We start from the raw sequence: 20,853 nt of genomic DNA on the forward strand, positions 1-20,853 counted from the left end.
GTGGCCGGGATCCGCGGAACGGTCACGTAAGCTAGAACCGTGACTGCAGCCGCCGCAAAAAAGGGAACCGAGTCCGAGCTCGCCAGAAAGCGCCGCGCACGCACCGTGGACAAGCTGCTGGCCGAGGCGCATCCGGACGCGCACTGCGAGCTGGACTACTCCAACCCCCTGGAGCTGGCGATCGCGACGATCCTCTCGGCGCAGTGCACCGACGAGCGGGTCAACAAGACCACTCCGGCCCTGTTCGCCAAGTACCGCACCGCCTCCGACTACGCGCACGCCGACCCGGAGGACGTGGAGGGCCTGATCCGCTCGACCGGCTTCTACCGCAACAAGGCCAAGTCCATCATCGGGCTGGGCAAAGCGCTGGAGGAGCGCTACGAGGGCGTCCTCCCGCGGGAGCTGGACAAGCTGGTGAAGCTGCCGGGCATCGGGCGCAAGACGGCCAACGTCATCCGCGGCAACGCCTTCGGCTTCCCGGGCATCACGGTCGACACGCACATGCTGCGCCTGACCCGGCGCCTGGGCTTCCGAGAGGCCGACGACCCGGTGAAGGTGGAGTTCGAGCTGCAGAAACTCGTTCCGGAGCGGGACTGGACCATGTTCAGCCACCGGGTGATCTTCCACGGCCGCCGCGTCTGCCAGGCGAGGAAGCCCGCCTGCGGCGCCTGTACCCTGGCCCGTTACTGCCCCTCCTTCGGCGACGGCCCGGTCGATCCGGCCGAGGCCGCTCCCCTGGTCAAGGGCGACAATAAGAGGGAACTGCTGGAACTGGCGGGCGTCGACCCGAGTCTGGGGGGCGAATGAGGAGGCGCAGCGCGTTGGGGGCCGTGGCCGTGGCGGCGCTCGGACTGAGCGCCTGCGGCGAGGACCGCGAGCCGACGTCGGAGGGCGGCGCGGAAGAGCCGACCTGGGACGTGGCCTGCCCGGACGCCCCTGTGGACACCGCCGTCGCGGACCTGGGCGATGTCACCGGGCTGACCTGCCTGGGCACGGACGAGGCGGCGGAGATCGGCATCAGGGAGGGCAAGCCCCTCCTCTTGAGCCTGTGGGCCAGCTGGTGCGAGCCGTGCCGGGAGGAGACCCCCGAGTTGGAGAAGTTCTTCCAGGCGCACGGGGACGCCGTGACCCTCCTCGGAGTCGACACCGAGGACCGGCGCGACAAGGCCCTCTGGTTCGCCGAGGACTTCGGCATGACCTTCCCCAGCGTCTTCGACCCCGAGGGCCGGGTCCGCCGCGCCTTCTCGATCGTGGGCCTCCCCGGGCTGGTCACCGTGAACGCGGACGGGTCGACCGCCGCGGTGGTCAACCAGCCGGGCATCGACTACGCGGGGCTCGTCGACCTGGCCAACCGCACCCTGAACCTGGAGTTGAGCCCATGACCGGTGAACCGCGGTGGTTCGTCGACCTCGTCGACGCCATAGACAGGGAGAAGGCCGACCCCGACGCCAACGGGCTGCTGCCGGCCGCGAAGCGCTCCTCGGGCGCCCGCAACGCCGCCGTGCTGGTGCTGCTCTCCTCCGAGGGCGACGGGGCGGGCCCGCGGGTGCTCCTGCAGGAGCGGGCGCACCACCTGCGCCACCATCCAGGGCAGATCTCCTTCCCCGGAGGTGCGGTCGAACCGGGCGATCCCGACGCGCCCACGGCGGCGCTGCGGGAGGCCGAGGAGGAGCTGGGGGTCAAGCCCGCCGGCGTCGACATCGGGACCGAACTTCCCCCGCTGTGGATCCCGGTCTCGGGTTTCCTCGTGACCTGCGTGGTCTCCCACTGGCGCGAGCCGCACCCGGTGGAGCCGGTCGACACGGGCGAGGTGGCGGCGGCGCACTCGGTCTCGCTGGAGGACCTGGCCGACCCGGGGAACCGCGGCACTGTGGCCTATCCCAACGGCAGGACCGGGCCGGGCTTCGAAGTGCCCGGCGTCCCGCTGATCTGGGGTTTCACCGGCGGAGTGCTCTCCTGGCTGGTGAACACCGCGGGGCTGGAACGCGCCTGGGACCCCGATCGCCGCTTCTCGCTCGACCGGGAGAGGGAAATCTGGCAGAATAGCCGGACTCGACGCTTAGGCCGCAGCGAGGCCGGAGAGGGAAGGGCCGCCATGCCAGGAGAGACCGGGGGACTCGTCATCGACGTCCTCATCGTGGTGCTGGCGCTCCTGTTCGCGATCCACGGCTACCGGCAGGGCTTCATCATCTCCGGCGCCACGTTCGTGGGATTCCTCGGCGGAGCGATCGCCGGGGTCCTCCTGGTCCCGTTCGTGGCGCAGTTCTACCAGGAGCCGACGGCCAAGCTGGTCTCCGCTCTCCTCGTCATCTTCGCCCTCGCGCTGGCCGGTCAGGCGCTGCTCACGTGGCTGGGCTATAAGCTGCGCAAACGTTTGAAGAATTCCGGTTCGGTCCGTTTGGACAAGATCGGCGGGCCCATAGTCTCGCTCCTGGCCGTCGTGCTCGCCACCTGGCTCATCGCCGCTCCCCTGGCGATGTCGGCGATCCCGCAGGTCGCCTCGTCGGTGCGCCACTCGCACCTGGTGCGCGTCATCGACGAGAACATGCCCCCGCCGGTGCGGGGCGTATACCAGGCGATGCGGGACGAGCTGAACACCTCGCAGATCCCCGACGTCTTCGGCGGCCTCCGCCCGACCGACGCTCCGGACGTGCCGCCTCCCGACCCGGAGCTGCAGGCGTCCCCGGTGGTGCAGGAGGCGCACGCGAGTGTGCTGAAGGTCCACGGGTCGGCCCCGTCGTGCTCGCGCCAGATCGAGGGCTCGTCCTTCGTGTACGCCCCTGAGAGGGTCGTCACGAACGCGCACGTGGTGGCCGGCACGGACCACGTTCAGGTGGAGTCCGGCGGGCGGTTGCTCGACGCGGTCGTGACGGAGTTCGACGCGCGGACGGATCTGGCCGTCCTCTACGTGCCCGGGCTGGGCGCCCCGACGCTTCCGCTGGCCGACGCCCCAGCGCAGGACGGGGACGACACCATCGTGGTGGGCTATCCCGGCGGGGGCGGCTACACGTCGACGGCGGCACGCGTGCGTGATTCCAGAGTGGTGACCGGTCCGGACATCTACGACTCGGGGTCCACCACGAGGGAGGTCTACCAGCTTCGCGCGCAGGTCATCAGCGGCAACTCCGGCGGCCCTCTCCTGGGGACGGACGGGTCGGTCGTGGGAGTGGTCTTCGCGGCCGCGCTGGACGATCCCGAGACTGGCTACGCCTTGACTCTCGCTGAGTCGCAGGGGATCATGGAGGAGGGCCGCAGCTCGAAATCCCCGGTCGAGACCGGTCCGTGCACCGCGTGAGCCCCTCCGTCGGCCGCGAGCCGCCGCGCCCGCCCCTCCGTGACTCGGGTAACGTGTCTTCTACCAGAACATGTAACCCGCGACTGAGTTAGTCCTCACATGTGTGGGCAGCGGTCACATTAAGAAGTACGCTATAGGACGTCACACTGAATTGACATTGACAGCCTCCCCGCCACCGCAGTGACGGGTCCTCCTTTTGTGAGGTTTCGGTGCCTCAGGGGATGCCGCGTCAAGTGCCCGCCGCACGCCCGAGGGGGTGAGAATCCCTCGACTGGACACGAGAGACGGAATGTCAATTGCGGGGTGCGGTCGCAAAAGGAACATTTCCGTCTTCCCGGAGTGATCGCGGACATAGACTCTATGACACAAGCATGATAAGTGCTCACGAGAAAGGTGCGAGAAGGACATGGAAGATGTATTGGCCAGGGCCGCCCTCTTCAAGGGCGTGGACCCCGAAGCAGTCGAGTCCCTCATCAAAGAGATGGAGTACATCGACGTCAACAAGGGCCAGACCGTCTTCACCGAAAACGAGCCCGGGGACAGCCTTTACATCGTCATGTCCGGCAAGGTGAAGCTCGGCCGCCGCTCCGCCGACGGGCGGCAGAACCTGATCGCCGTCATGGGACCGAGCGACATGGTCGGTGAGCTGGCCCTGTTCGACCCGGGCCCGCGCACGGCGACCGCCACCGCGCTGACCGACACGCGCCTGGCCCGCCTTTCGAAGACCGCCCTGCGTCCGTGGCTGACCAACCGGCCCGAGATCGCCGAGCAGCTGCTCCGCGTGATCGCCCGCCGTCTGCGCCGGACCAACGACTCGATGGCCGACCTGATCTTCACCGACGTCCCCGGCCGCGTGGCCAAGGCGCTGCTGCACATGGCCAGCCGCTTCGGCACCCGCGACGGCGGCGTCCTGCGCGTCACCCACGACCTCACGCAGGAGGAGCTCGCCCAGCTGGTCGGCGCCTCCCGTGAGACGGTGAACAAGGCCCTGGCCGACTTCGCCGGACGCGGCTGGCTGCGCCTGGACGGCAAGAGCGTGATCATCATGGACCCCGAGCGACTGGCGCGCCGCGCCCGCGTCTAGCGGACCTGGTCCGATCAAATGTTCGAGTGGCCGCCGCGCCGGGTCTCACCGGCACGGCGGCCTCGGCTTTATCCGCCCTCGTGGCGGCGCCGCCGGCGTTCCCGCGTCCGAGTGGCGTGTCGCAGCTAACTCTGACAATTGAGCTAGACTTTTCTTTGACTCGTTCCGAACTACGAAGGAGAGCCGTGGCTACTCAATCTCCCCTGAACGTCAAGCTGGTGGCCGTCGAATCCCCGGTCTGGGAAGGCGAGGCCAAGTCCGTCTACGCCCGCACCACCGAGGGTGAGCTGGGCGTCCTGCCCGGACACATCCCGATGCTCGGCGAGATCGCCGTCGACAGCCACGTGCACCTGTTCACGAGCGAAGACGAACGCCTCGACTTCGACGTCGAGGGCGGATTCCTCTCCGTCACCAGCGACGGAATCACCATCCTCGCCGAGACGGCGAAACAGGTCGAGACGGCGGCCTAGCATGTGGGTCGCACTGCTGATCATCGCGGGGCTCGTCCTCCTGGCGGCAGTGTGCCTGGCGGCGACCTATTCGCGCCGCCGAATCCTCACGCGGGACGCGGCCTCGGTCGCCATGGCGGCCCGGATCCACGCCCGAGCCCCCGGCAGGGGCTGGGCTCCCGGCTACGCCGTCTACGCGGGCCCGGAGGTCCGCTGGTACCGCATGTTCTCCCTGTCGCCCCGGCCACGGTTCGTCCTGCGCCAGGGAGACCTCATGATCATCGAACGCCGCGAGCCCGAGGCCGGCGAGGAGCTCATGTTCCCCGACGGGGTGCGGCTCCTGGTCTGCAAGACCTCGGACAAGTCCGTGGAGCTGGCCATGTCGCAGTCGGCCCTGACGGGATTCTCTTCCTGGTCGGAGGCCGCGCCTCCCGGGTTCGTCGGCTGACAGAGCACCGAAGGGCCGCCGAGCGTGCGCTCGGCGGCCCTTCGCATGCCCGGGTGGCGCCCTGACGGCGGCGGTCGGCGCCTTTCGCGGGCGGGACTCGGGAGATTCCTCGGCGGCCGTTCCCGGGCATCCGTTCGGTCGGCGCGGCCCCCTCCGGTCAGCGGCCCCGGACAGCGGTCAGCGGGCGAAGTCCGCGACGGCCTCCGTCACACCCTCCTCGATCCGCGCGTAGTGGCCTTCGCGGTCCTCCACGTCCGCTCCCTCGGAGTTGGCGACGAGGTGCAGCACCGTCTCCTTCAGGCCGTTGAACTCGCCTATACCCCGGCGCACGCCGAGGTCGAGGGAGGATCGTATGAAGTCGACGTCGGTGCCGACGTCCTCCTGCGCTCCGGCCAGCGCGACGAACAGGACGCTCAGGTTCCCCAGCCGCGGCACGCTGCGCCCGTAGGAGAACCCGTAGTTCCAGACCCGGTCGATCCACCCCTTGAGCAGGGCCGGCATGGAGAACCAGTACACGGGGAAGACCACGACCACCTTGTCGACGGCCAGGAGGCGCTCCTGGTGGGCCATGACGGTGTCCGAGTAGCGCTTGTCCCTGTTGCCCCAGTCGGGCTGGTCGGCCTCGGTCATGGCCGGGTCGAAGCCCTCGGCGGCGAGGTCGAGGAAGTCGACTTCGTAGCCCTCGGACAGCAGCCGCTTCTCGGCGACGCGGGCCAGGTAGGCCGTGAGGGAGTTGTCACGGTGGTGGGGGTGTACGACCATTGCGTTGCGCGACATGGCTTTTCCTTTCGATCATTCTCTTGCCACCACTCATTGAACTACTATTCGCTTGGACTGTGAATGCTTGAGACTCGCAAGAACATACGAGATCGTCTAGGATGAGCCCATGGATCCCTTGAGCGACTTCCTGCGCGGCATCCGCTCCGACGGAGCGACCCTCTGCCGGGCCGCGCTGCCGCCGCCGTGGTCGATCGAGCTGACGACCCCCGCGCCGCTGCGGCTGGTCACCGTCCTGCGGGGCGAGGCCGTACTCGTCCTGCACGACGGCACCACCGCCCCCATGGAGGCGGGGTGCAGCGCTATCGTCGCCACCGGAAAGCCGGTGCGCATTGTGGACAGCCTCGAGTCCCTGGACGGGCCCGACTACGACCCCGAGTGCGAGACCTGGAACCGCCCCAGGGAGGACCTCGAGTCGATGGCCGAGTGCTGCCCGGACACGGCCGTGGTCGTGGCCGGCCACTACCAGGCCTCCGGGCGGGGCCACGAGACCCTCTTGAAGGCCCTGCCCCCGCTGATCGCCCAGAAGGAGCAGGAGGGCGCGCTGCCCGTCCTGAACTCCATTCTCGACCAGACGATCGCCGGAGGGGCCGGGGCCCAGGCCGTCGCCGACCGCTTCCTGGACTGGGGACTGGTGTGCAACCTCCGCCAGTGGTTCGAGAGCCGGGGCGACCGTGCGCCCGGCTGGTTCCGCGGCATGCGGGACGAGGTCATCGCCCCCGCACTGGAAGCGGTACACTCGGACGTGGCGCATCCGTGGACCGTCACCGGCCTCGCGGAACGCGCCAAGGTCTCTCGGGCGCTGTTCGCCGACCGTTTCCGCACCGTCATGGACCAGACGCCGCTGCGCTACGTCACGCAGATCCGCATGACGCGCGCCGAAGACCTGTTGAGGGGGACCGATCTGAGCGTCGGCGCCATAGCCCGCGAGGTGGGCTACGCCAACTCGTTCGCGTTCAGCAACGCCTTCAAGACGGCGCGCCACGTCAGCCCCTCAAAATACCGGACCACGGTAACAAGTGCATAAAATTTCGTCCTCGATTGCGTCGCACGTTTGGGCAAGAGCCTCGCGCGGGACACAATTGAGGCCGAGGATCCCCGTCCTCCGCCTGGGACACAAGGAAATAGAACTCCTGTCCTAGATCCACGCCATTCCGAAGTGCAACTTCGCCAGAGGAAGTGTTCATGCCCAAGTCAGTTCTCCGACTGCTCTCCGGCACCGCGGCGGTATCCGCCGGACTCCTGCTCGCCCCCTCCCCGGCGGCCGCCGACACCCTCTTTCCCGAAGGGTTCGGCGTCTGCACCGGCGACCGGTGCCCCGACGCCTACCCCGCGCTCCACGACGGGGACGAGAAGAAGGGCGAGGACGACGCCGGCTCTGAGGACGAGACGGACGGCGAGGAGGCGTGGGCCGACGACTCGGTCAACGTCTACGCCGGGGGTGACTTCACCGCCGACGGGGCGGCCGCGGCAGAGGGCCGCGTGGTCGTCGACGGTGACTTCACCGTGGAGGGCGACGGCGTCTACTCCGTCGGCACCGCCGAGAACGGATCCCACGTCGGCCCGGCTCCCGGATCCGACTACCTGGTCGTCGGCGGCGACCTGACCGTGGCCGAGAAGAAGCGCCTGTCGGCCGGCGAAGGCGAGGCCGCGGGCTCCGTCAGCTACGGCGGCGAGCTGGAGGCCGAAGAGGCCGAGAAGGACTCGGCCGAGTTCGTCCACGCCCCGGACGCCGCCGGCGAGTTCAACGTGGACCTGGCCAGCATCGCCAAGTGCGCCACCGACGCCGCCACCGGCACCGTCGAGCGCGACGAGGACGGACGGGTCGTCTTCACCGGCAACGGCTACTCCCGCGTTCAGTACTTCACCGTCGACGCCGAACTGTCCCAGAAGGAGGCCGCGAGCCTGTCCTTCGAGCGGATACCCGCCGACGCGACGGTGGTCGTCAACCACCTCGGCGACAGCGCCTCCTTCAACGTGGCCGGCGGAGACGAGAGCTGGGAGGGCCTGCGCGAGCGGCTGATGTGGAACATCCCGATGGCCACCGAGGTCGCGTTCCGCGGCGACGGGGAGTTCTTCGGCACCGTCCTGGTGGGCAACGCCGCGAGTACCTCTACCGTGTCGGTCCCGGGCCTGTCCGGGCGCTTCTACACCGCCGGAAACCTGGTCCACAAGGGCGAGGACGCCCAGTTCCATGCCTACCCGTTCGAGGGCGAGCTGCCCGGCTGCGGGATGATCCCCGCCGAGAACACCGCACTGGCCGAACAGGGCCACATCCAGCTGAGCGAGGAGGCCCAGGAGCGCCTTCCCAAGACCGGCGCGAGCATGCCGGTCTGGATCGCGGGCGGCATCGGCGCCGCACTCGTCGGCGGCATGGCGCTGTTCTTCTTCAACCGCGCACTGCGCCAGGACTCCTGAGCGCGCAGAGCCTTCTGATTCCCACGAGGCTTTGAAAAAGGGCCCCGGCTTCGCCGGGGCCCTTTCGCGTGCGCGACGGTCGGTCGACCGGGAGCGGAATCACGGTCCCCGCCCGTTCGCGGGCCGCGACGCGTCCACCTGTCGATCAGGACTGGTTCTCGCCGGGCTTCCACAGGACGTCGTTGCCGCCGTTGGCGGAGCGGGCCAGGACGAACAGGAGGTCCGAGAGCCGGTTCATGTACTGCGCCGTCAAGTCGCTCGTCGTCTCCGGCTCCGCCTCCAGCTGTCCCCAGATGGAACGCTCGGCGCGGCGGCAGACCGTGCAGGCCTGGTGCAGGAGCGCGGCGAGCGGGTTGCCGCCGCGCAGGATGAACGACTTGAGCGGCTGCAGGTCGGCGTTCCACTCGTCGATGGCCGCCTCGAGGCGGCGGATGTAGGACTCCTGGACCCGCAGCGGCGGGTGCTTCGGGTTCTCCGCTATGGGAGTGGACAGGTCGGCGCCCACGTCGAAGAGGTCGTTCTGGACCTGGAGGAGCAGCTCGCGGTAGGGCTCGACGAGCTCGTCCGCCAGGGCGATCGCGACGCCGATCGCGGCGTTGGTCTCGTCCACGTCCGCGTAGGCGGTGATGCGCGGCGAGGTCTTGGGAACCCGGCTGAAGTCGCCCAGGGCGGTCTGGCCCCGGTCGCCGGTCTTGGTGTAGATCTTCGTGAGATGAACGGACATGCCCACAGTCTAGAGTCAATACGGGGACCAGTTGCCCCCGCATTCGGGAACTCGGTTAGTCTCATGTCGTGACTCCTCCCCGTGGTCACCGCCACGGGGCTTCTGGCGTCCACGGCCGCATCGGGACCAACCCCCCGCCAAGGCCAAGCCCTGACCTGGAAGGACATCATAGTAATGGGTAAAGTGACAATCATCGGCTCCGGCCTCATGGGCTCGGGCATCGCGCAGGTCACCGCCGTCGCCGGTGACGAGGTGACGCTGGTGGACACCGACCCGGCCGCCCTCGCGCGCGCCGAGGACGCGATCGCGTCCTCCCTGGAGAGGTTCACCGCCAAGGAGAAGATCAGCGCCGAGGACGCCGCCGCGGCCCGGTCGCGCATCTCCACGAGCGAGAGCATGGACGCCGCCGCCGGCTCCGACATAGTCGTGGAGGCCGTCTTCGAGCGCCTCGACGTCAAGCAGGAGGTCTTCCGGAAGCTCTCCGAGATCGTCTCCCCCGATACCATCCTCGCGACCAACACCTCGGCCATCCCGATCACGGAGATCGCCGCCGCCGCGACCCACCCCGAGCGCGTAGTCGGCACCCACTTCTTCTCCCCCGTCCCCATGATGAAGCTCTGCGAGCTCGTCCGCGGGCACAAGACCAGCGACGAGGTCCTCGCCAAGGCCAAGGACTACGTCGAGCGGATCGGCAAGACCTGCGTGGTCGTCAACCGCGACATCGCCGGCTTCGCCACCACCCGCCTCATCTGCGCCCTCGTCAACGAGGCCGCCCGCCTCGTCGAGGCCGGGGTCATCTCCGCCGAGGACGTCGACACCGCCTGCAAGCTGGGCTTCGGCCACGCCATGGGTCCGCTCGCGACGGCCGACCTGACCGGCATCGACGTGCTCGTTCACGCCACCGAGAACATCTACGAGGACACGCCCGAGGCGCAGTTCTACCCGCCGTCGCTCATGCGCCGCCTCCAGGCGTCGGGAGACTACGGCCGCAAGACCAAGCACGGGTTCTACGACTACGAGTGAGTCCCGCCCCCGCCGAGGCGGGGAGGACCGGCTTGGGGGCGGGGAGGTGAAAGCCCTTCCGCCCCTTGGCCTCACGAAAATCAACGCGCCTTCATGCCGCGCGTACCGGTAGTATCCCCGGTATGACCTCAGAAAACGAACCCCAGCGTCCCGAACCTCCGATCCAGGCGCCCGAGTACGAGACCCTCCAGGGTTTCCTCGAGTTCCTGCGCGCCACGATCGCCTGGAAGTGCTCCGGGCTCACCGCCGAACAGGCGAACACCACGGCGGCGGCCTCCGACATGACCCTCGGCGGGATCCTCAAACACCTCGCCTGGGTGGAGGACAACTGGTTCGGCCAGTTCCTCCACGGTCAAGACCCGGCCCCCGAATGGGCCGGCGCCGACTGGAACGCCGATCCCGACTGGGAGTGGACCTCCGCGGCGTCCGAGGACCCCGAGGAGCTCCTGGCCCTCTGGAACGCCAAGGTCGACCAGTCCCGCCGCCTCACCGACCGGGCGATGTCCGACGGCGGGCTCGACCGGCTCGCCGACCGCGCCTGGTCCGACGGCAAGCGGGTGAGCCTGCGATGGATCCTCACCCACATGATCGAGGAGTACGCGCGCCATGCCGGCCACGCCGACCTCATCCGGGAGTCGGTCGACGGTCTCACCGGCGAGTAAGGCCGGCGGAAGTCAGGCCCGATCCGGGCGCGGCTGGAGCGGAGCGTGCGGATCCTCACGTGCCGAAGGCTCGCAGAAAGGGGGGCGGCGGATCGAAATCCGCCGCCCCCCTTCGAAACTCGTGAAGCCCGTCAGCCCCTGGGAACGCAGGTGACCCGCGCGGGCGCGAGCACTCGGGCGCCCTGGCTGGTGGCGGTGACCGCCAGTTCCAGGCTCTCGGGCGAGACCTTGCGGACCTTCGCCTCGACGGTGACCTCGCCGCCCTTCTCGGCGTCGACGAGGACCGGCTTGGCGAAGCGGGCCGTCAGGGCGGAGACGTCCGCCTCGAGGCCGGCCTCGTCCCTCCACTCGGTGACCGCGCGGGCGGCCAGGCCCATGGTGAACATGCCGTGGGCGATGACGGTGGGCAGTCCCGCGGCGCGGGCGGCCTCCTCGTCGAGGTGGATCGGGTTGTGGTCCCCCGAGGCGTCCGCGTAGGCGCGCAGATCCTCTCGGGTGACGGAGAACTCGCGGGTCAGCACGGTCTGACCGGCCTCGAACCCGTCGAACGGATCGGTCATGACTCGTCCCCTCCCACGAAGAGCACCATGGTGACGTCCGCGATCGGCTCCCCCTCGGAGGTCGCGACGCGGGTCACGGCCGTGAGGAGGTCGTTCCCGGCGACGGTCTTGATCGACTCGATCCGGGGCGTGCAGGTCACGACGTCGCCGACGCGGGGCTGCCGGTGGAATCGGAACGTCTGCTCGCGGTGGAGGACCTTCGCGAAGTCCAGGCCGAGCTCCGGGTCGCGCACGAACCGGCCGAAGTCCGGCAGCGTCAGCGACACCAGGAAGGTCGGCGGCACGGAGGAGGTGTCGGCCAGGCCGAGGGAGCGGGTGAAGGCCGAAACGGCTTCAGGGGCGATCTCCACCGGATCCGTCGCCGGCAGGGATCGCCCCGCAAAGTCAGTATTCAACATGTGAGGTGGAAGAACGCGTCTAGCGGGTCTCGCGGTGAGCGCGGTGCGTCCGGCACTTGGGGCAGAACTTCTTCAGCTCCAGGCGGTCCGGCGTGTTCCGGCGGTTCTTCTTGGTCACGTAGTTGCGGTCCTTGCACTCCACGCAGGCCATGGTGATTTTAGGACGGACGTCGGTAGCCTTAGCCACGATGGGTGCCTTCCTCGTTCGGTGACTGCGGAGCAGTCTGTCGGACAGAACAAAAGCGGTGTTACAACACCTGATGCTCGCTCAAGGAGAGCGACCATACGAATTTACCACCGCGGTTTGAACGCGAACATCCACGATGGCCGAGGTCACGCTATCTAACGGGGATCTCGGGACCGAACGGCCTTCGCGAACTGGTAGCGATGGGCGGGATCGAACCGCCGACACAACGATTATGAGTCGTTTGCTCTACCACTGAGCTACACCGCCGCACTGCTGAGCAGTCCATATCGCTGCCTCAAGGCAGTGTTATACGCCGCCCGTTCCACCGTCTGGCGGTTTAAGCGGCGTTCTCGAGCCCCAAAACGGAATCGAACCGTTGACCTTCTCCTTACCATGGAGACGCTCTGCCGACTGAGCTATTGGGGCAGGTCCTCTTAGAGGCCCTGTCTCCGGGGCGTTGCCCCGCGACCTCATTAAGATTACACGATCCCGCACCGGGCCGAAAGCCGGGGTCCCGCATATGACCCAGGACGCATTCGCCGCCTTCCGGCGAATGTTCGCCCAGCTCAGGAGGATCCGCTGTGGCGGTGTAGGTCGAGCCAGCGGGCGAAGCGGTCGGCCGGGAGGGGTCGGGAGAAGTAATAGCCTTGGCCGTAGTCACACTCGAGCTCCTTGAGCTCCTCCATGACCTCGGCGGTCTCGACCCCCTCGGCCACCACTCGCATCCCGAAATGGGTGGCCAGGTCGATGATGGCCTTGACGATGGCCCTGTCGTCGGGGTCGGTGTTCATGCCCTGGACGAAGCGCAGGTCGATCTTGACCTCGTTGACCGGCAGCCGGCGGAGGTAGGACAGGGAAGAGTAGCCGGTCCCGAAGTCGTCGACGGCCAGCTGGACGCCCGCCTCGTGCAGGCGCTGCAGGACGGGGGTGAGCCGGGGCCCGTCCGCGACCATGTCGTCCTCGGTGATCTCGAAGATGAGGCGGTCGGTGGGGATCCCGTTGTCGTTGAGGATGTGCCCGACCCGGTCGGGGAAGTTGAGGTCGGCGAGCGTGCGCGGGGAGAGGTTGACGGCCATGGACAGCGGGCCGGTCTCGTCGCCCCACTCGGCGGCCTTCTTCATGGCCTCGCGCAGCACCCACTCGGTGAGCCGCCCCAGCTGCCCGGTCTGGGCGGCGATGGCGACGAACTCCTCGGGGCTGACGAAGCCGTACGTGGAGTGCGACCAGCGCACGAGCGCCTCGGCGCCCATGACCCCGCCGGTGGAGAGGTCGATCTTGGGCTGATAGTAGACCTCCAGGGCCTCGGCGTCTATGGCGCGGCGCAGGTCGGCGGCCAGGCCGACCCTCCGCAGGGACTGCGACTCCAGGCCGGTGTGGTAGACGGTGACGTGGTTGCCGCTCTCCTTGGCCTGGCGGACGGCGGTGTTGGCGCGCTGAAGCATCTCCTCGGCGGTGGAGGCGAAGTCGGGGTGCGTGACCACGCCGACGGCCGCGGAGATGTCGATCAGGACGCCGTGGTGGTTGAACGGCACGGCGGCTATGGCGTCGTGCAGCTCCTGGGCCACCTCGCCGGCCTGGCGGGTCGAGGAGACGCGGAGCTGGACGATGAACTCGTCGGAGTCGACGCGCCCGATGAAGGCGCTGTCGGGGGCGGCCTTCTCGAGCCGTCCGGCGAACTCCTTGAGGAGCTTGTCGCCGGCGTCGTGGCCCAGCGCGTCGTTGACCTCGTGCATGTTGTCGACGTCGAAGAGCATGACGGCCACGACCTCGTCGGAGACGTTGACCGAGATGGACTCGGCGATGGCGTCGGTGACGCGGCGCCGGTTGGGCAGGCCGGTGAGCGGATCGTGGTAGGCGTCGTAGGAGAGTTGGTCGATCAGCCGCGAGTTGTCCACCGCGACCGAGACGTGCGCGGCGATGGTCTCCATGAGCCGGACGTCGTCGTCGTTGAAGCGCGAGAGGTCCCCGCCGATCTTGTTGGCCACGGCGAGGATCCCGTAGGTCTGCGGGCCCGAGCGCAGCGGCACGGCGATGACGCCGTCCACCCCGCCCGACTTGAGGTTGGCGCGCTCCTCGGAACCGCCGGCGTAGGGCCCGATCTCGATGGCCCGGTCCTGGTCGATGACGGCCCGTTCGATGGCGCGGTCGATCGGGTCGGTGTCGGAGAGGCCCTTGCCGTCGGCGGTGGCCACCAGCCGCACCTCGGGGTAGCGGCCCTCCTGCGGGATCCACAGCACGGCGTACTCCGTCTGCATGATCTCGCGCAGCTGCACTAGCACCGCGTCGAGCAGGCGCTGCGAGCGCACCGCGCCCGAGGCGATGCGGGTGAACGAGTTGAGGTCGTCGAGGACGGCGCGGGCCTTGCGGATGCGCGCGTAGTGGCGGGAGAGGTAGCCGAAGATGACGCCGACGACCGCGATGGGGAGTGCGGCCCAGGCGGAGATGTCGAGCAGTCCCAGTGCGATGATGCCGCCCGATCCGCCCAGGAGGCTGACGACCAGGCCGACGGGCAGGCGGTTGATGACGGGCCGGGCCATCGCCCAGCCCTGGGCGACGGGGACGAGGGTGACGAAGGGGACCCAGGTGGCCAGGGTGCCGCCGAGGACGGCGATCATGAGCACCAGCCAGGTCCGGGGGTCGCTGGCCGGTCCGAGCCCCAGCACTTGGGCGAGGACGGTGGCGGTGGTGACGCCGGTGCAGGCGGCGGCCAGGTTCGCGGCGGGTTTGAACAGCGGCACCTCGTGGCGCATGTACCGGTAGCTCTGCCAGAGGACGACGGCGATGAGCTTGACGGCCAGCACCCAGAACGGCGGCAGGTAGAAGAGGGCCAGGACCAGGGCGATGTCGGAGAAGGTGAAGGAGAGGCTCTGGTGGCGCAGTTGGAGCCGGACGACGATGGTCTGGGTGGTGAGGAAGAGCGCGAGGAAGACCGGCGGAAGGTAGGAGTCGACCTCTCCGGAGGGGGCGAAGTAGGCGAGGGCCGCGGCCGCGAGAGCGTAGTAGAGCAGGATGAGCAGCCAGGCCTGGACCATGCGTGTGCTGCCGGGTCCCAGGTCGGGCTTGCGGTCGGACGCTGTCGCGGTCGAAGTCATGTCAGGATCTCAGTCCCCCGGTGTATAGGTCTTGTCGGGAGCGGTGGAACCCGTCCAGAATAAGAATACGCATCTTTTCGGAGGGGGACCGCGTGGCGCTGCTCCGTCCTCCGGACGGGCGCCCGTCTTCGCAGTGTGGCATACGCCGCGATGAGGGGCGCGACCCGGGGATTCGGGTCCTGACCTGTGGGGCGATGAGGTTACCGACCTTGTACGGACAATAAGGGATAACATAGGATAGGCTTGCCTAAGTGTTTTGGCGCCGGGCCGGGAAACCGGTGAACCCCCGCGGCGCCGTCCGATCAGCGAAGGAACGACATGGCGACCACGACCGAGACTCCGGCCTTCTCCCGCCGCCTGCGCGAGGCCACCTGGGCCAAGCACCAGGGTCTGGACCCCACCAGCGGCGAGTCCGGGAAGCCCGCCCGCCCCGGCGTCTTCGACCTCCTCTTCGACGGAGGGCTCTCCCGCGAGGAGTACGCCCTCTGGCACACCCAGCAGTTGTTCGTCTACCGCTCCCTCGAGGAGGCCGCCCGGGGCTGGGAGGACCACGAGCTGTACGGCCGATTCGTCTTCCCCGAGGTGGAGCGCACCGCCGCCCTGGAGCGCGACGCCGCCCACCTGCTCGGCGCCGGCTGGGAGGAGAGCCTGCGGCCGATCGACTCGGTGCGGGCCTACGCCGACCGGATCGGAAACGTCGCCGCGCAGTGGGGAGGCGGCTTCGTCGCCCACGCCTACACGCGCTACCTGGCCGACCTCTCCGGCGGGCTCGTCTTCGCCAAGGCCGTCGCGGAGCAGTACCGCTTCGAGGGCCCCGGCATGGACTTCTACAGGTTCGACGGCATCGGCACGCCCAAGGAGTTCAAGGACAACTTCCGGTCCCTGCTCGACGGCGCCGGATTCGACATCGTTGAGGGCGACCGCATCATCGACGAGGTCCTCCACGCCTACGACCTCAACGGGGCCATGCTCGACGAGCTGGCCGACGCCATCCACGGCGCCCGCGGCGAAAACGGCGGCCGGTGACCGGACCCGCCGACGCCGACACGGCGGCGTTCCCCGACGAGACGAGGAGAGAGACCATGGCACAGCCCTTCACCGACGACGTCATAGCGGCCGTCTGCCGCCATATGAACGCCGACCACCCCGAGGACACGCTCGTGATGGTGCGCGGCCTCGGCGGCCGGCCCGAGGCCACGGCGGCCCGCATGACCGGATTCGACGGCGACGGGGGCGACTACCTCGCCGAGGTCGGCGGTTCCGAAGTGCCCGTTCGCATTCCCTGGGAGCGGCCGCTGACCGAGCGGGCCGAGGTCCGCCCCGAGGTCGTGCGCATCTACCGGGAGTCCCTGGCGAAGCTCGGCTGAGCCCGGACGTACCGGGCGTCCCTCGCGAAGCTCGGCTGAGCCCGGGCGCACCGGGAGTCCGCGGACGGTCCCGCACGGCGAAGGCCGCCGGGGCCGCGACCGCGCCACACCACCCCCGAGTGTTTCATTTTCCCAGTTCACCGGCCTTCACCCTGGCCGACACGCCTGACGGACTCAAATACCTCGCCGCCGCCCCAGGGCGCCGTAGCATCAAGTGGTTGCCTGGCCGAGAATTCTCGGCACCGTCGGCCCGGCCGGTTCCCCCGGCTCCGGCGGCGCGAGCGGACCTCCCCAGCCCGCCCGCGAGGCGTCCCGTCGACCTGGGAGGTATCTTGTCCAGCAGCGGTTCTGGAAGTCCGGCGGCCCGCCCCGCGACCCGGTACACGGACGCCGCGCCCATCCGGCGCCACGCCGCCACGCCCCACCGCCTCCGCGGGCAGCACCGTGCGCGGTGGACGGCGGAGTTCGCCCCTTTCCTCGAGGGCACCCACAAGAGGTACGCCGCCGTGCTCGGCGCGGCCGTCGTGGGCGCTTCCACGGTCGCGTTCTCCTCCGCGGCCGCGCTTCCCGACAGCGCCCCCGAGTCCGCGGCCGGCGAGGCCGTGGCGGAGGTCGCCGCCCAAGCGGCCGAGAGCGAGGACCGTTCGTCCCGAGAGGGCGAGAGCGAAGCGGAGAAAGAGGAGGCGGAACGGGAACCGGAGCCCGCCGCGACCGCCGTCGACTACGACACCTCCGCGGTCCCGCGGTCGCCGATGCAGGTGCAGGCGCCCGAAGTCCACTGGGTCCCGCCGCTCGACAGGATCATGATCACCTCGCAGTTCGGGCCCCGCTGGGGGACGGCGCACAACGGCGTCGACTTCGACGCGCAGACCGGCGACCCTGTCTACGCGATCTATCCGGGCCGGATCGTGACCTCCGGCTGGGAGGGCGGTTTCGGCAACCTCGTGGTCGTCGACCACGGCGACGGGCTGCAGACCTACTACGCCCACAACTCGGAGCTGATCGTCAGCCCCGGGCAGTGGGTCGACGCCGGACAGCAGATCGCCAAGGCCGGCAACACGGGCTTCTCCCTGGGCAGCCACGTGCACCTGGAGGTGCACCAGAACGGCAGCCCGGTCGAACCGCTGAGCTTCCTGCAGGAGAGGGGCCTGTTCCTGCGTTAAGGCGCGGCGGGGCGCGGGTCCGCCCGCACCCCGGATGTTCCCTCTCAGGAGTCGACCTTCGTCAACGGTGCGAGACGCAGGATGACCCACTTCGGGTCGCCGACGCCGAAGTCGATGCGCGCCTGGGCCCTCGGCCCGGAGCCCTTCGTCTCAACGACCTTGCCCTCGCCCCACTTGGCGTGCTCGACCTTGTCCCCCGCCGTCACCACGGGCACGTCGCCCGGGTCCTTCATCGCGATGGGCTGCCCGAAGCTCGGGGTGCGCCCGAACTTCACCGGCTTCGACGGCGGCGTGGAGTCGCTCCACTCCACCAGCCCCCCGGGGATCTCGCCGAGGAAGCGGCTGGCCGCGAAGAACTGCGGCGTCCCGAAGACGCTCCTGGTCGAAGCCCGCGTGAGGAAGAGGCGCTGGCGCGCGCGGGTCAGGCCGACATAGGCCAGCCGGCGCTCCTCCTCCAGGTCCTCGGACTTCCCCATCGAACGCTCGTGCGGGAACATGCCGTCGTCCATGCCGGTCAGGAACACCGTGTCGTACTCGAGCCCCTTGGCCGTGTGGAGCGTCATCAGGGTCACCTGGCCCTGCTCCTCCGGGATCTGGTCCGAGTCGGCCACCAGCGCGATCTGCTCCAGGAACGTGGCGGTGTCGTTCTCCGCGTCCTCGTCGGCCTTCGTGGAGAACTCGTGCGCCACCGAGATGAGCTCCTGGATGTTGTCCACGCGGGACTCGTCGCGGGGGTCCTTCGAGGCCGAGAGCTCCTCCAGGTAGCCGGTGTCGGCGAGGACCTGTTCGAGGACCTCGTCGGGACCGGCGGTCTCGGCGAGCTTCGCGGCCTTGTCGAGGATGTCGGTGAACTTCTTGACCCCGTTGCGGGCGCGCGGGGTCATGGCGATGTCGTCCACCGCGCGCGCCGCCGCGGCGAAGGAGACGTCGTTCGCGGCGGCGTACTGCGCCACGGCTCCGACGGCCTTGTCGCCGAGGCCGCGCTTGGGCACGTTGATCACGCGCTGGGCCGAGACCGTGTCGTCCGGGTTGACCGTGAGCTTCAGGTAGGCCAGCAGGTCGCGGATCTCCTTGCGCTCGTAGAACCGCACCCCGCCGACGACCTTGTAGGGGATGCCCCGTCGGATGAAGACCTCTTCGAACGCGCGCGACTGGGCGTTGGTGCGGTAGAAGACCGCCACTTCGGAGAAGGTCGTCTCCCCGTCGTCGACCAGGTCGTCGATGCGGTTGGCGACCCAGGTCGCCTCCCCGCCGTCCGACTCGGCGTTGAAGCCCTGGATCGTCGGCCCCTGGCCCTGCGCCGACCACAGTCGCTTCTCCGGGCCGCGCTGGCTGTTGAGCTTGATGACGGCGTTGGCCGCGTCGAGGATCGTCTGGGTGGAGCGGTAGTTCTGCTCCAGGAGCACCGTCTTGGCGTTCGGGTAGTCCTTCTCGAACTCCAGGATGTTGCGGATCGTCGCCCCGCGGAAGGCGTAGATGGACTGGTCGGCGTCGCCGACCACCGACAGCTCGGAGGCGTCCTCCCCCGTGCCGACCAGTTCGCGCAGGAAGACGTACTGGGCGTGGTTGGTGTCCTGGTACTCGTCGACCAGCACGTGGCGGAAGCGGCGGCGCCACGACTCGGCCACGGCCGGGAAGTCGCGCAGCAGGCCGACGGTGAGGCCGATGATGTCGTCGAAGTCGACGGCGTCGGCCAGGCGCAGGCGGTGGTCGTACTCGCGGTAGATGTCGGCCACCAGCGTCGCCTTCGCGTCGTTCGCCGCCTCGGCGGCCTCTTCGACGCTGATGAGCTCGTTCTTCAGGCGCGAGATCTCCGAGGCCAGCCAGCGCGGGGTGGTCTTCTTCGAGTCGAGGTGGAGGTCCTTGACGATGTGGCCCAGCAGGCGGCGGGCGTCGTCGGCGTCGTAGACGCTGAAGCTGGACTTCAGCCCGACGCGCGAGGCCTCGCGGCGCAGGATGCGCAGGCAGGCGGAGTGGAACGTGAGCGCCCAGATGCCGCGGGCCCGGCCGCCGATCAGCTCGTCCAGCCTCTCGCGGAGCTCGCCGGCGGCCTTGTTCGTGAAGGTGATGGCGAGGATCTCGCCCGGGTGCGCGCCGCGATCCCCGATGAGGTGCGCGATGCGGTGCGTGAGGACGCGGGTCTTGCCGGAGCCGGCCCCCGCGACGATGAGCAGCGGGCCGCCGGAGTGCACGACCGCCTCGGCCTGGGGTTCGTTGAGTCCATCGAGAAGCGCGTTAACCATAGGACTCCCATTATGCCGCGCCGCCCGACACCTCCCCGGGCGCGCCCTAGTGTGGCGTCCGTCGCGAACGGCAGTCGCGGGGCGGGCATGGAAACGGCGCCGGGGTTGCTCCCTCCCCAGCGCCGCGTTCGTGGTGCCCCTGAGCCGTCGGGCACGGCTTCCGCACAGGTCCGAGCCCGTTACTGGACCTCTTTGAGCATCTTCTCGATGGCGGCGACGCGGGCCTTCATCTCGATGAGGGAGGCCTTCACCTCCGCCGTGTCGTCGGACATCTTCTGCGCCAGTTCCTTGTAGTTGGCCTGCTCGTAGGCGATCGTCTTCGCGCGGGCGACCTTGGTCCCCCAGATGATGGAGACGGCGATGAGCACCGCCACCAGGAACATGATGCCGAAGACGAAGAGCATTCCGGCGTTTTCGATGGACATTGTCTACCTTCCTTAGGGCTGATCCGGGAGCGCCTGGGTGTTTCGGGTGTCGTCGGCGTCCCGTTCCGGTTCTCGGGTTTCCTTACTTGGTCTCCAGGTCGAGCGTCTGCGAGGCGCCGGCGATGCTCTGCGGCGTCACCAGCAGGCTGAAGTCCGTCGGTTCGAAGTACTTGACGGCCTTGCCCTCCTCCGACAGCTCCAGTTCCCCCTTGACCAGTCCCGCCACCTCCAGCTTCTGGAGGTGCATGTGCAGGAGCGGGCGACTGATGCCCAGCTCCCTCGCCAGGAGGCTCACGTACTGGCGGCCGGCGGACAGGGCCGCCATGATGCGCAGCCGGTGCGGATTCCCCAGCGCCGAGCAGATGGCCAGGAGGTCGTTTCCCGTCAGATCTTTCATCTCCATAAAACTCGTTCCTAACTCATGTAAGAAAATCTTGACACATGGAAAGAAGCGCTGTCAACATTTTGGTGTAAGAAATTTCTGACAGGCTGGATCGCCTGGTGGGAACGCACCGAGGGGGCGTCACCGTACCGGTGA

The 20,853-nt window shown here is 68.8% G+C and carries 22 protein-coding genes and 2 tRNA genes; 13 read left to right on the top strand and 11 right to left on the bottom strand.

The window, feature by feature from the left end; genetic code table 11:
- Positions 1 to 39 precede the first annotated feature (39 nt).
- From nth to ACFTE1_RS17070, 6 genes are all read left to right on the top strand, one after another.
- The gene (gene nth, locus ACFTE1_RS17045) at positions 40 to 807 is read left to right on the top strand and encodes an endonuclease III (RefSeq protein WP_380624233.1); all 768 of its coding nucleotides are present in this window, start codon (positions 40 to 42) and stop codon (positions 805 to 807) included.
- Positions 804 to 1,382 carry a TlpA family protein disulfide reductase gene (locus ACFTE1_RS17050; protein WP_380624231.1) on the top strand — a complete coding sequence of 193 codons (579 nt, stop codon included), beginning with the start codon at positions 804 to 806 and terminating at the stop codon, positions 1,380 to 1,382. Before nth ends, ACFTE1_RS17050 begins: the two co-directional genes overlap by 4 nt.
- Positions 1,379 to 3,295: a MarP family serine protease gene (locus ACFTE1_RS17055; RefSeq protein WP_380624229.1), complete on the top strand. Its 1,917-nt coding sequence runs from the start codon at positions 1,379 to 1,381 to the stop codon at positions 3,293 to 3,295. The genes ACFTE1_RS17050 and ACFTE1_RS17055 overlap by 4 nt, the downstream gene beginning before the upstream one ends.
- Positions 3,296 to 3,701: 406 nt before the next feature.
- Positions 3,702 to 4,379, top strand: a complete 678-nt coding sequence (locus tag ACFTE1_RS17060; protein ID WP_380624227.1) for a Crp/Fnr family transcriptional regulator — start codon at positions 3,702 to 3,704, stop codon at positions 4,377 to 4,379.
- Between the two features lie 185 nt (positions 4,380 to 4,564).
- Positions 4,565 to 4,849 carry a F0F1 ATP synthase subunit epsilon gene (locus tag ACFTE1_RS17065; protein WP_380624225.1) on the top strand — a complete coding sequence of 95 codons (285 nt, stop codon included), beginning with the start codon at positions 4,565 to 4,567 and terminating at the stop codon, positions 4,847 to 4,849.
- Between the two features lies 1 nt (position 4,850).
- Complete coding sequence (locus ACFTE1_RS17070) at positions 4,851 to 5,276, top strand: DUF2550 domain-containing protein (RefSeq protein WP_380624223.1); 426 nt, start codon at positions 4,851 to 4,853, stop codon at positions 5,274 to 5,276.
- A 177-nt stretch (positions 5,277 to 5,453) separates the two neighbouring features.
- On the opposite strand, the gene ACFTE1_RS17075 is transcribed toward ACFTE1_RS17070, so the two are convergent.
- The gene (locus ACFTE1_RS17075; protein ID WP_380624221.1) at positions 5,454 to 6,053 is read right to left on the bottom strand and encodes an NAD(P)H-dependent oxidoreductase; all 600 of its coding nucleotides are present in this window, start codon (positions 6,051 to 6,053) and stop codon (positions 5,454 to 5,456) included.
- 109 nt (positions 6,054 to 6,162) lie between these two features.
- Here ACFTE1_RS17075 and ACFTE1_RS17080 point away from each other — a divergent pair, with 109 nt between their 5' ends.
- Both ACFTE1_RS17080 and ACFTE1_RS17085 read left to right on the top strand, forming a co-directional pair.
- Positions 6,163 to 7,080, top strand: coding sequence for an AraC family transcriptional regulator (locus ACFTE1_RS17080; protein WP_380624219.1), 918 nt, complete (start codon positions 6,163 to 6,165; stop codon positions 7,078 to 7,080).
- A gap of 158 nt (positions 7,081 to 7,238) precedes the next feature.
- On the top strand, positions 7,239 to 8,471 hold the full coding sequence (locus tag ACFTE1_RS17085) for a choice-of-anchor A family protein (RefSeq protein ID WP_380624217.1): 1,233 nt from the start codon (positions 7,239 to 7,241) through the stop codon (positions 8,469 to 8,471).
- A 145-nt stretch (positions 8,472 to 8,616) separates the two neighbouring features.
- On the opposite strand, the gene ACFTE1_RS17090 is transcribed toward ACFTE1_RS17085, so the two are convergent.
- Positions 8,617 to 9,195 (bottom strand): cob(I)yrinic acid a,c-diamide adenosyltransferase, encoded by a 579-nt coding sequence (locus tag ACFTE1_RS17090; RefSeq protein WP_380624215.1) that lies wholly within the window; start codon positions 9,193 to 9,195, stop codon positions 8,617 to 8,619.
- 174 nt (positions 9,196 to 9,369) lie between these two features.
- Between ACFTE1_RS17090 and ACFTE1_RS17095 the strand changes: the two genes are divergently transcribed.
- Positions 9,370 to 10,218, top strand: a complete 849-nt coding sequence (locus ACFTE1_RS17095; RefSeq protein ID WP_380624213.1) for a 3-hydroxyacyl-CoA dehydrogenase family protein — start codon at positions 9,370 to 9,372, stop codon at positions 10,216 to 10,218.
- A 122-nt stretch (positions 10,219 to 10,340) separates the two neighbouring features.
- The gene (locus ACFTE1_RS17100; RefSeq protein WP_380624211.1) at positions 10,341 to 10,880 is read left to right on the top strand and encodes a DinB family protein; all 540 of its coding nucleotides are present in this window, start codon (positions 10,341 to 10,343) and stop codon (positions 10,878 to 10,880) included.
- 131 nt (positions 10,881 to 11,011) lie between these two features.
- Here the strand turns inward: ACFTE1_RS17100 and ACFTE1_RS17105 are convergent, their stop codons facing one another.
- The 6 genes from ACFTE1_RS17105 to ACFTE1_RS17130 form a co-directional block, all read right to left on the bottom strand.
- Positions 11,012 to 11,440 (bottom strand): MaoC/PaaZ C-terminal domain-containing protein, encoded by a 429-nt coding sequence (locus ACFTE1_RS17105; RefSeq protein WP_380624210.1) that lies wholly within the window; start codon positions 11,438 to 11,440, stop codon positions 11,012 to 11,014.
- Positions 11,437 to 11,790, bottom strand: a complete 354-nt coding sequence (locus ACFTE1_RS17110) for an FAS1-like dehydratase domain-containing protein (RefSeq protein WP_380762801.1) — start codon at positions 11,788 to 11,790, stop codon at positions 11,437 to 11,439. The genes ACFTE1_RS17105 and ACFTE1_RS17110 overlap by 4 nt, the downstream gene beginning before the upstream one ends.
- 67 nt (positions 11,791 to 11,857) lie before the next feature.
- Positions 11,858 to 12,028, bottom strand: coding sequence for a 50S ribosomal protein L33 (gene rpmG / locus ACFTE1_RS17115; protein ID WP_380624312.1), 171 nt, complete (start codon positions 12,026 to 12,028; stop codon positions 11,858 to 11,860).
- A gap of 189 nt (positions 12,029 to 12,217) precedes the next feature.
- Positions 12,218 to 12,292 (bottom strand) — tRNA-Met (locus tag ACFTE1_RS17120).
- An 86-nt stretch (positions 12,293 to 12,378) separates the two neighbouring features.
- A tRNA-Thr gene (locus ACFTE1_RS17125) sits at positions 12,379 to 12,451 on the bottom strand.
- A gap of 140 nt (positions 12,452 to 12,591) precedes the next feature.
- Positions 12,592 to 15,117, bottom strand: coding sequence for a putative bifunctional diguanylate cyclase/phosphodiesterase (locus ACFTE1_RS17130; protein ID WP_380624206.1), 2,526 nt, complete (start codon positions 15,115 to 15,117; stop codon positions 12,592 to 12,594).
- A 318-nt stretch (positions 15,118 to 15,435) separates the two neighbouring features.
- Between ACFTE1_RS17130 and ACFTE1_RS17135 the strand changes: the two genes are divergently transcribed.
- The 3 genes from ACFTE1_RS17135 to ACFTE1_RS17145 all read left to right on the top strand — a co-directional run bounded on the left by ACFTE1_RS17135 (position 15,436) and on the right by ACFTE1_RS17145 (position 17,647).
- Positions 15,436 to 16,143, top strand: coding sequence for a biliverdin-producing heme oxygenase (locus ACFTE1_RS17135; RefSeq protein WP_380624204.1), 708 nt, complete (start codon positions 15,436 to 15,438; stop codon positions 16,141 to 16,143).
- 56 nt (positions 16,144 to 16,199) lie between these two features.
- Positions 16,200 to 16,484 (top strand): DUF2470 domain-containing protein, encoded by a 285-nt coding sequence (locus tag ACFTE1_RS17140; RefSeq protein WP_380624310.1) that lies wholly within the window; start codon positions 16,200 to 16,202, stop codon positions 16,482 to 16,484.
- A 332-nt stretch (positions 16,485 to 16,816) separates the two neighbouring features.
- Positions 16,817 to 17,647, top strand: coding sequence for a M23 family metallopeptidase (locus ACFTE1_RS17145; RefSeq protein ID WP_380624202.1), 831 nt, complete (start codon positions 16,817 to 16,819; stop codon positions 17,645 to 17,647).
- Positions 17,648 to 17,691: 44 nt separating this feature from the next.
- Here ACFTE1_RS17145 and pcrA read toward each other — a convergent pair whose 3' ends face one another.
- The 3 genes from pcrA to ACFTE1_RS17160 form a co-directional block, all read right to left on the bottom strand.
- Complete coding sequence (gene pcrA / locus ACFTE1_RS17150; RefSeq protein ID WP_380624200.1) at positions 17,692 to 19,890, bottom strand: DNA helicase PcrA; 2,199 nt, start codon at positions 19,888 to 19,890, stop codon at positions 17,692 to 17,694.
- A gap of 179 nt (positions 19,891 to 20,069) precedes the next feature.
- Complete coding sequence (locus ACFTE1_RS17155; protein ID WP_380624198.1) at positions 20,070 to 20,315, bottom strand: hypothetical protein; 246 nt, start codon at positions 20,313 to 20,315, stop codon at positions 20,070 to 20,072.
- Between the two features lie 82 nt (positions 20,316 to 20,397).
- Positions 20,398 to 20,712: an ArsR/SmtB family transcription factor gene (locus tag ACFTE1_RS17160; RefSeq protein ID WP_380624308.1), complete on the bottom strand. Its 315-nt coding sequence runs from the start codon at positions 20,710 to 20,712 to the stop codon at positions 20,398 to 20,400.
- Positions 20,713 to 20,853: the final 141 nt, after the last annotated feature.

It is taken from the genome of Salininema proteolyticum, assembly GCF_042685645.1.
Classification (GTDB): Bacteria; Actinomycetota; Actinomycetes; order Mycobacteriales; family Micromonosporaceae; genus Salininema; species Salininema proteolyticum.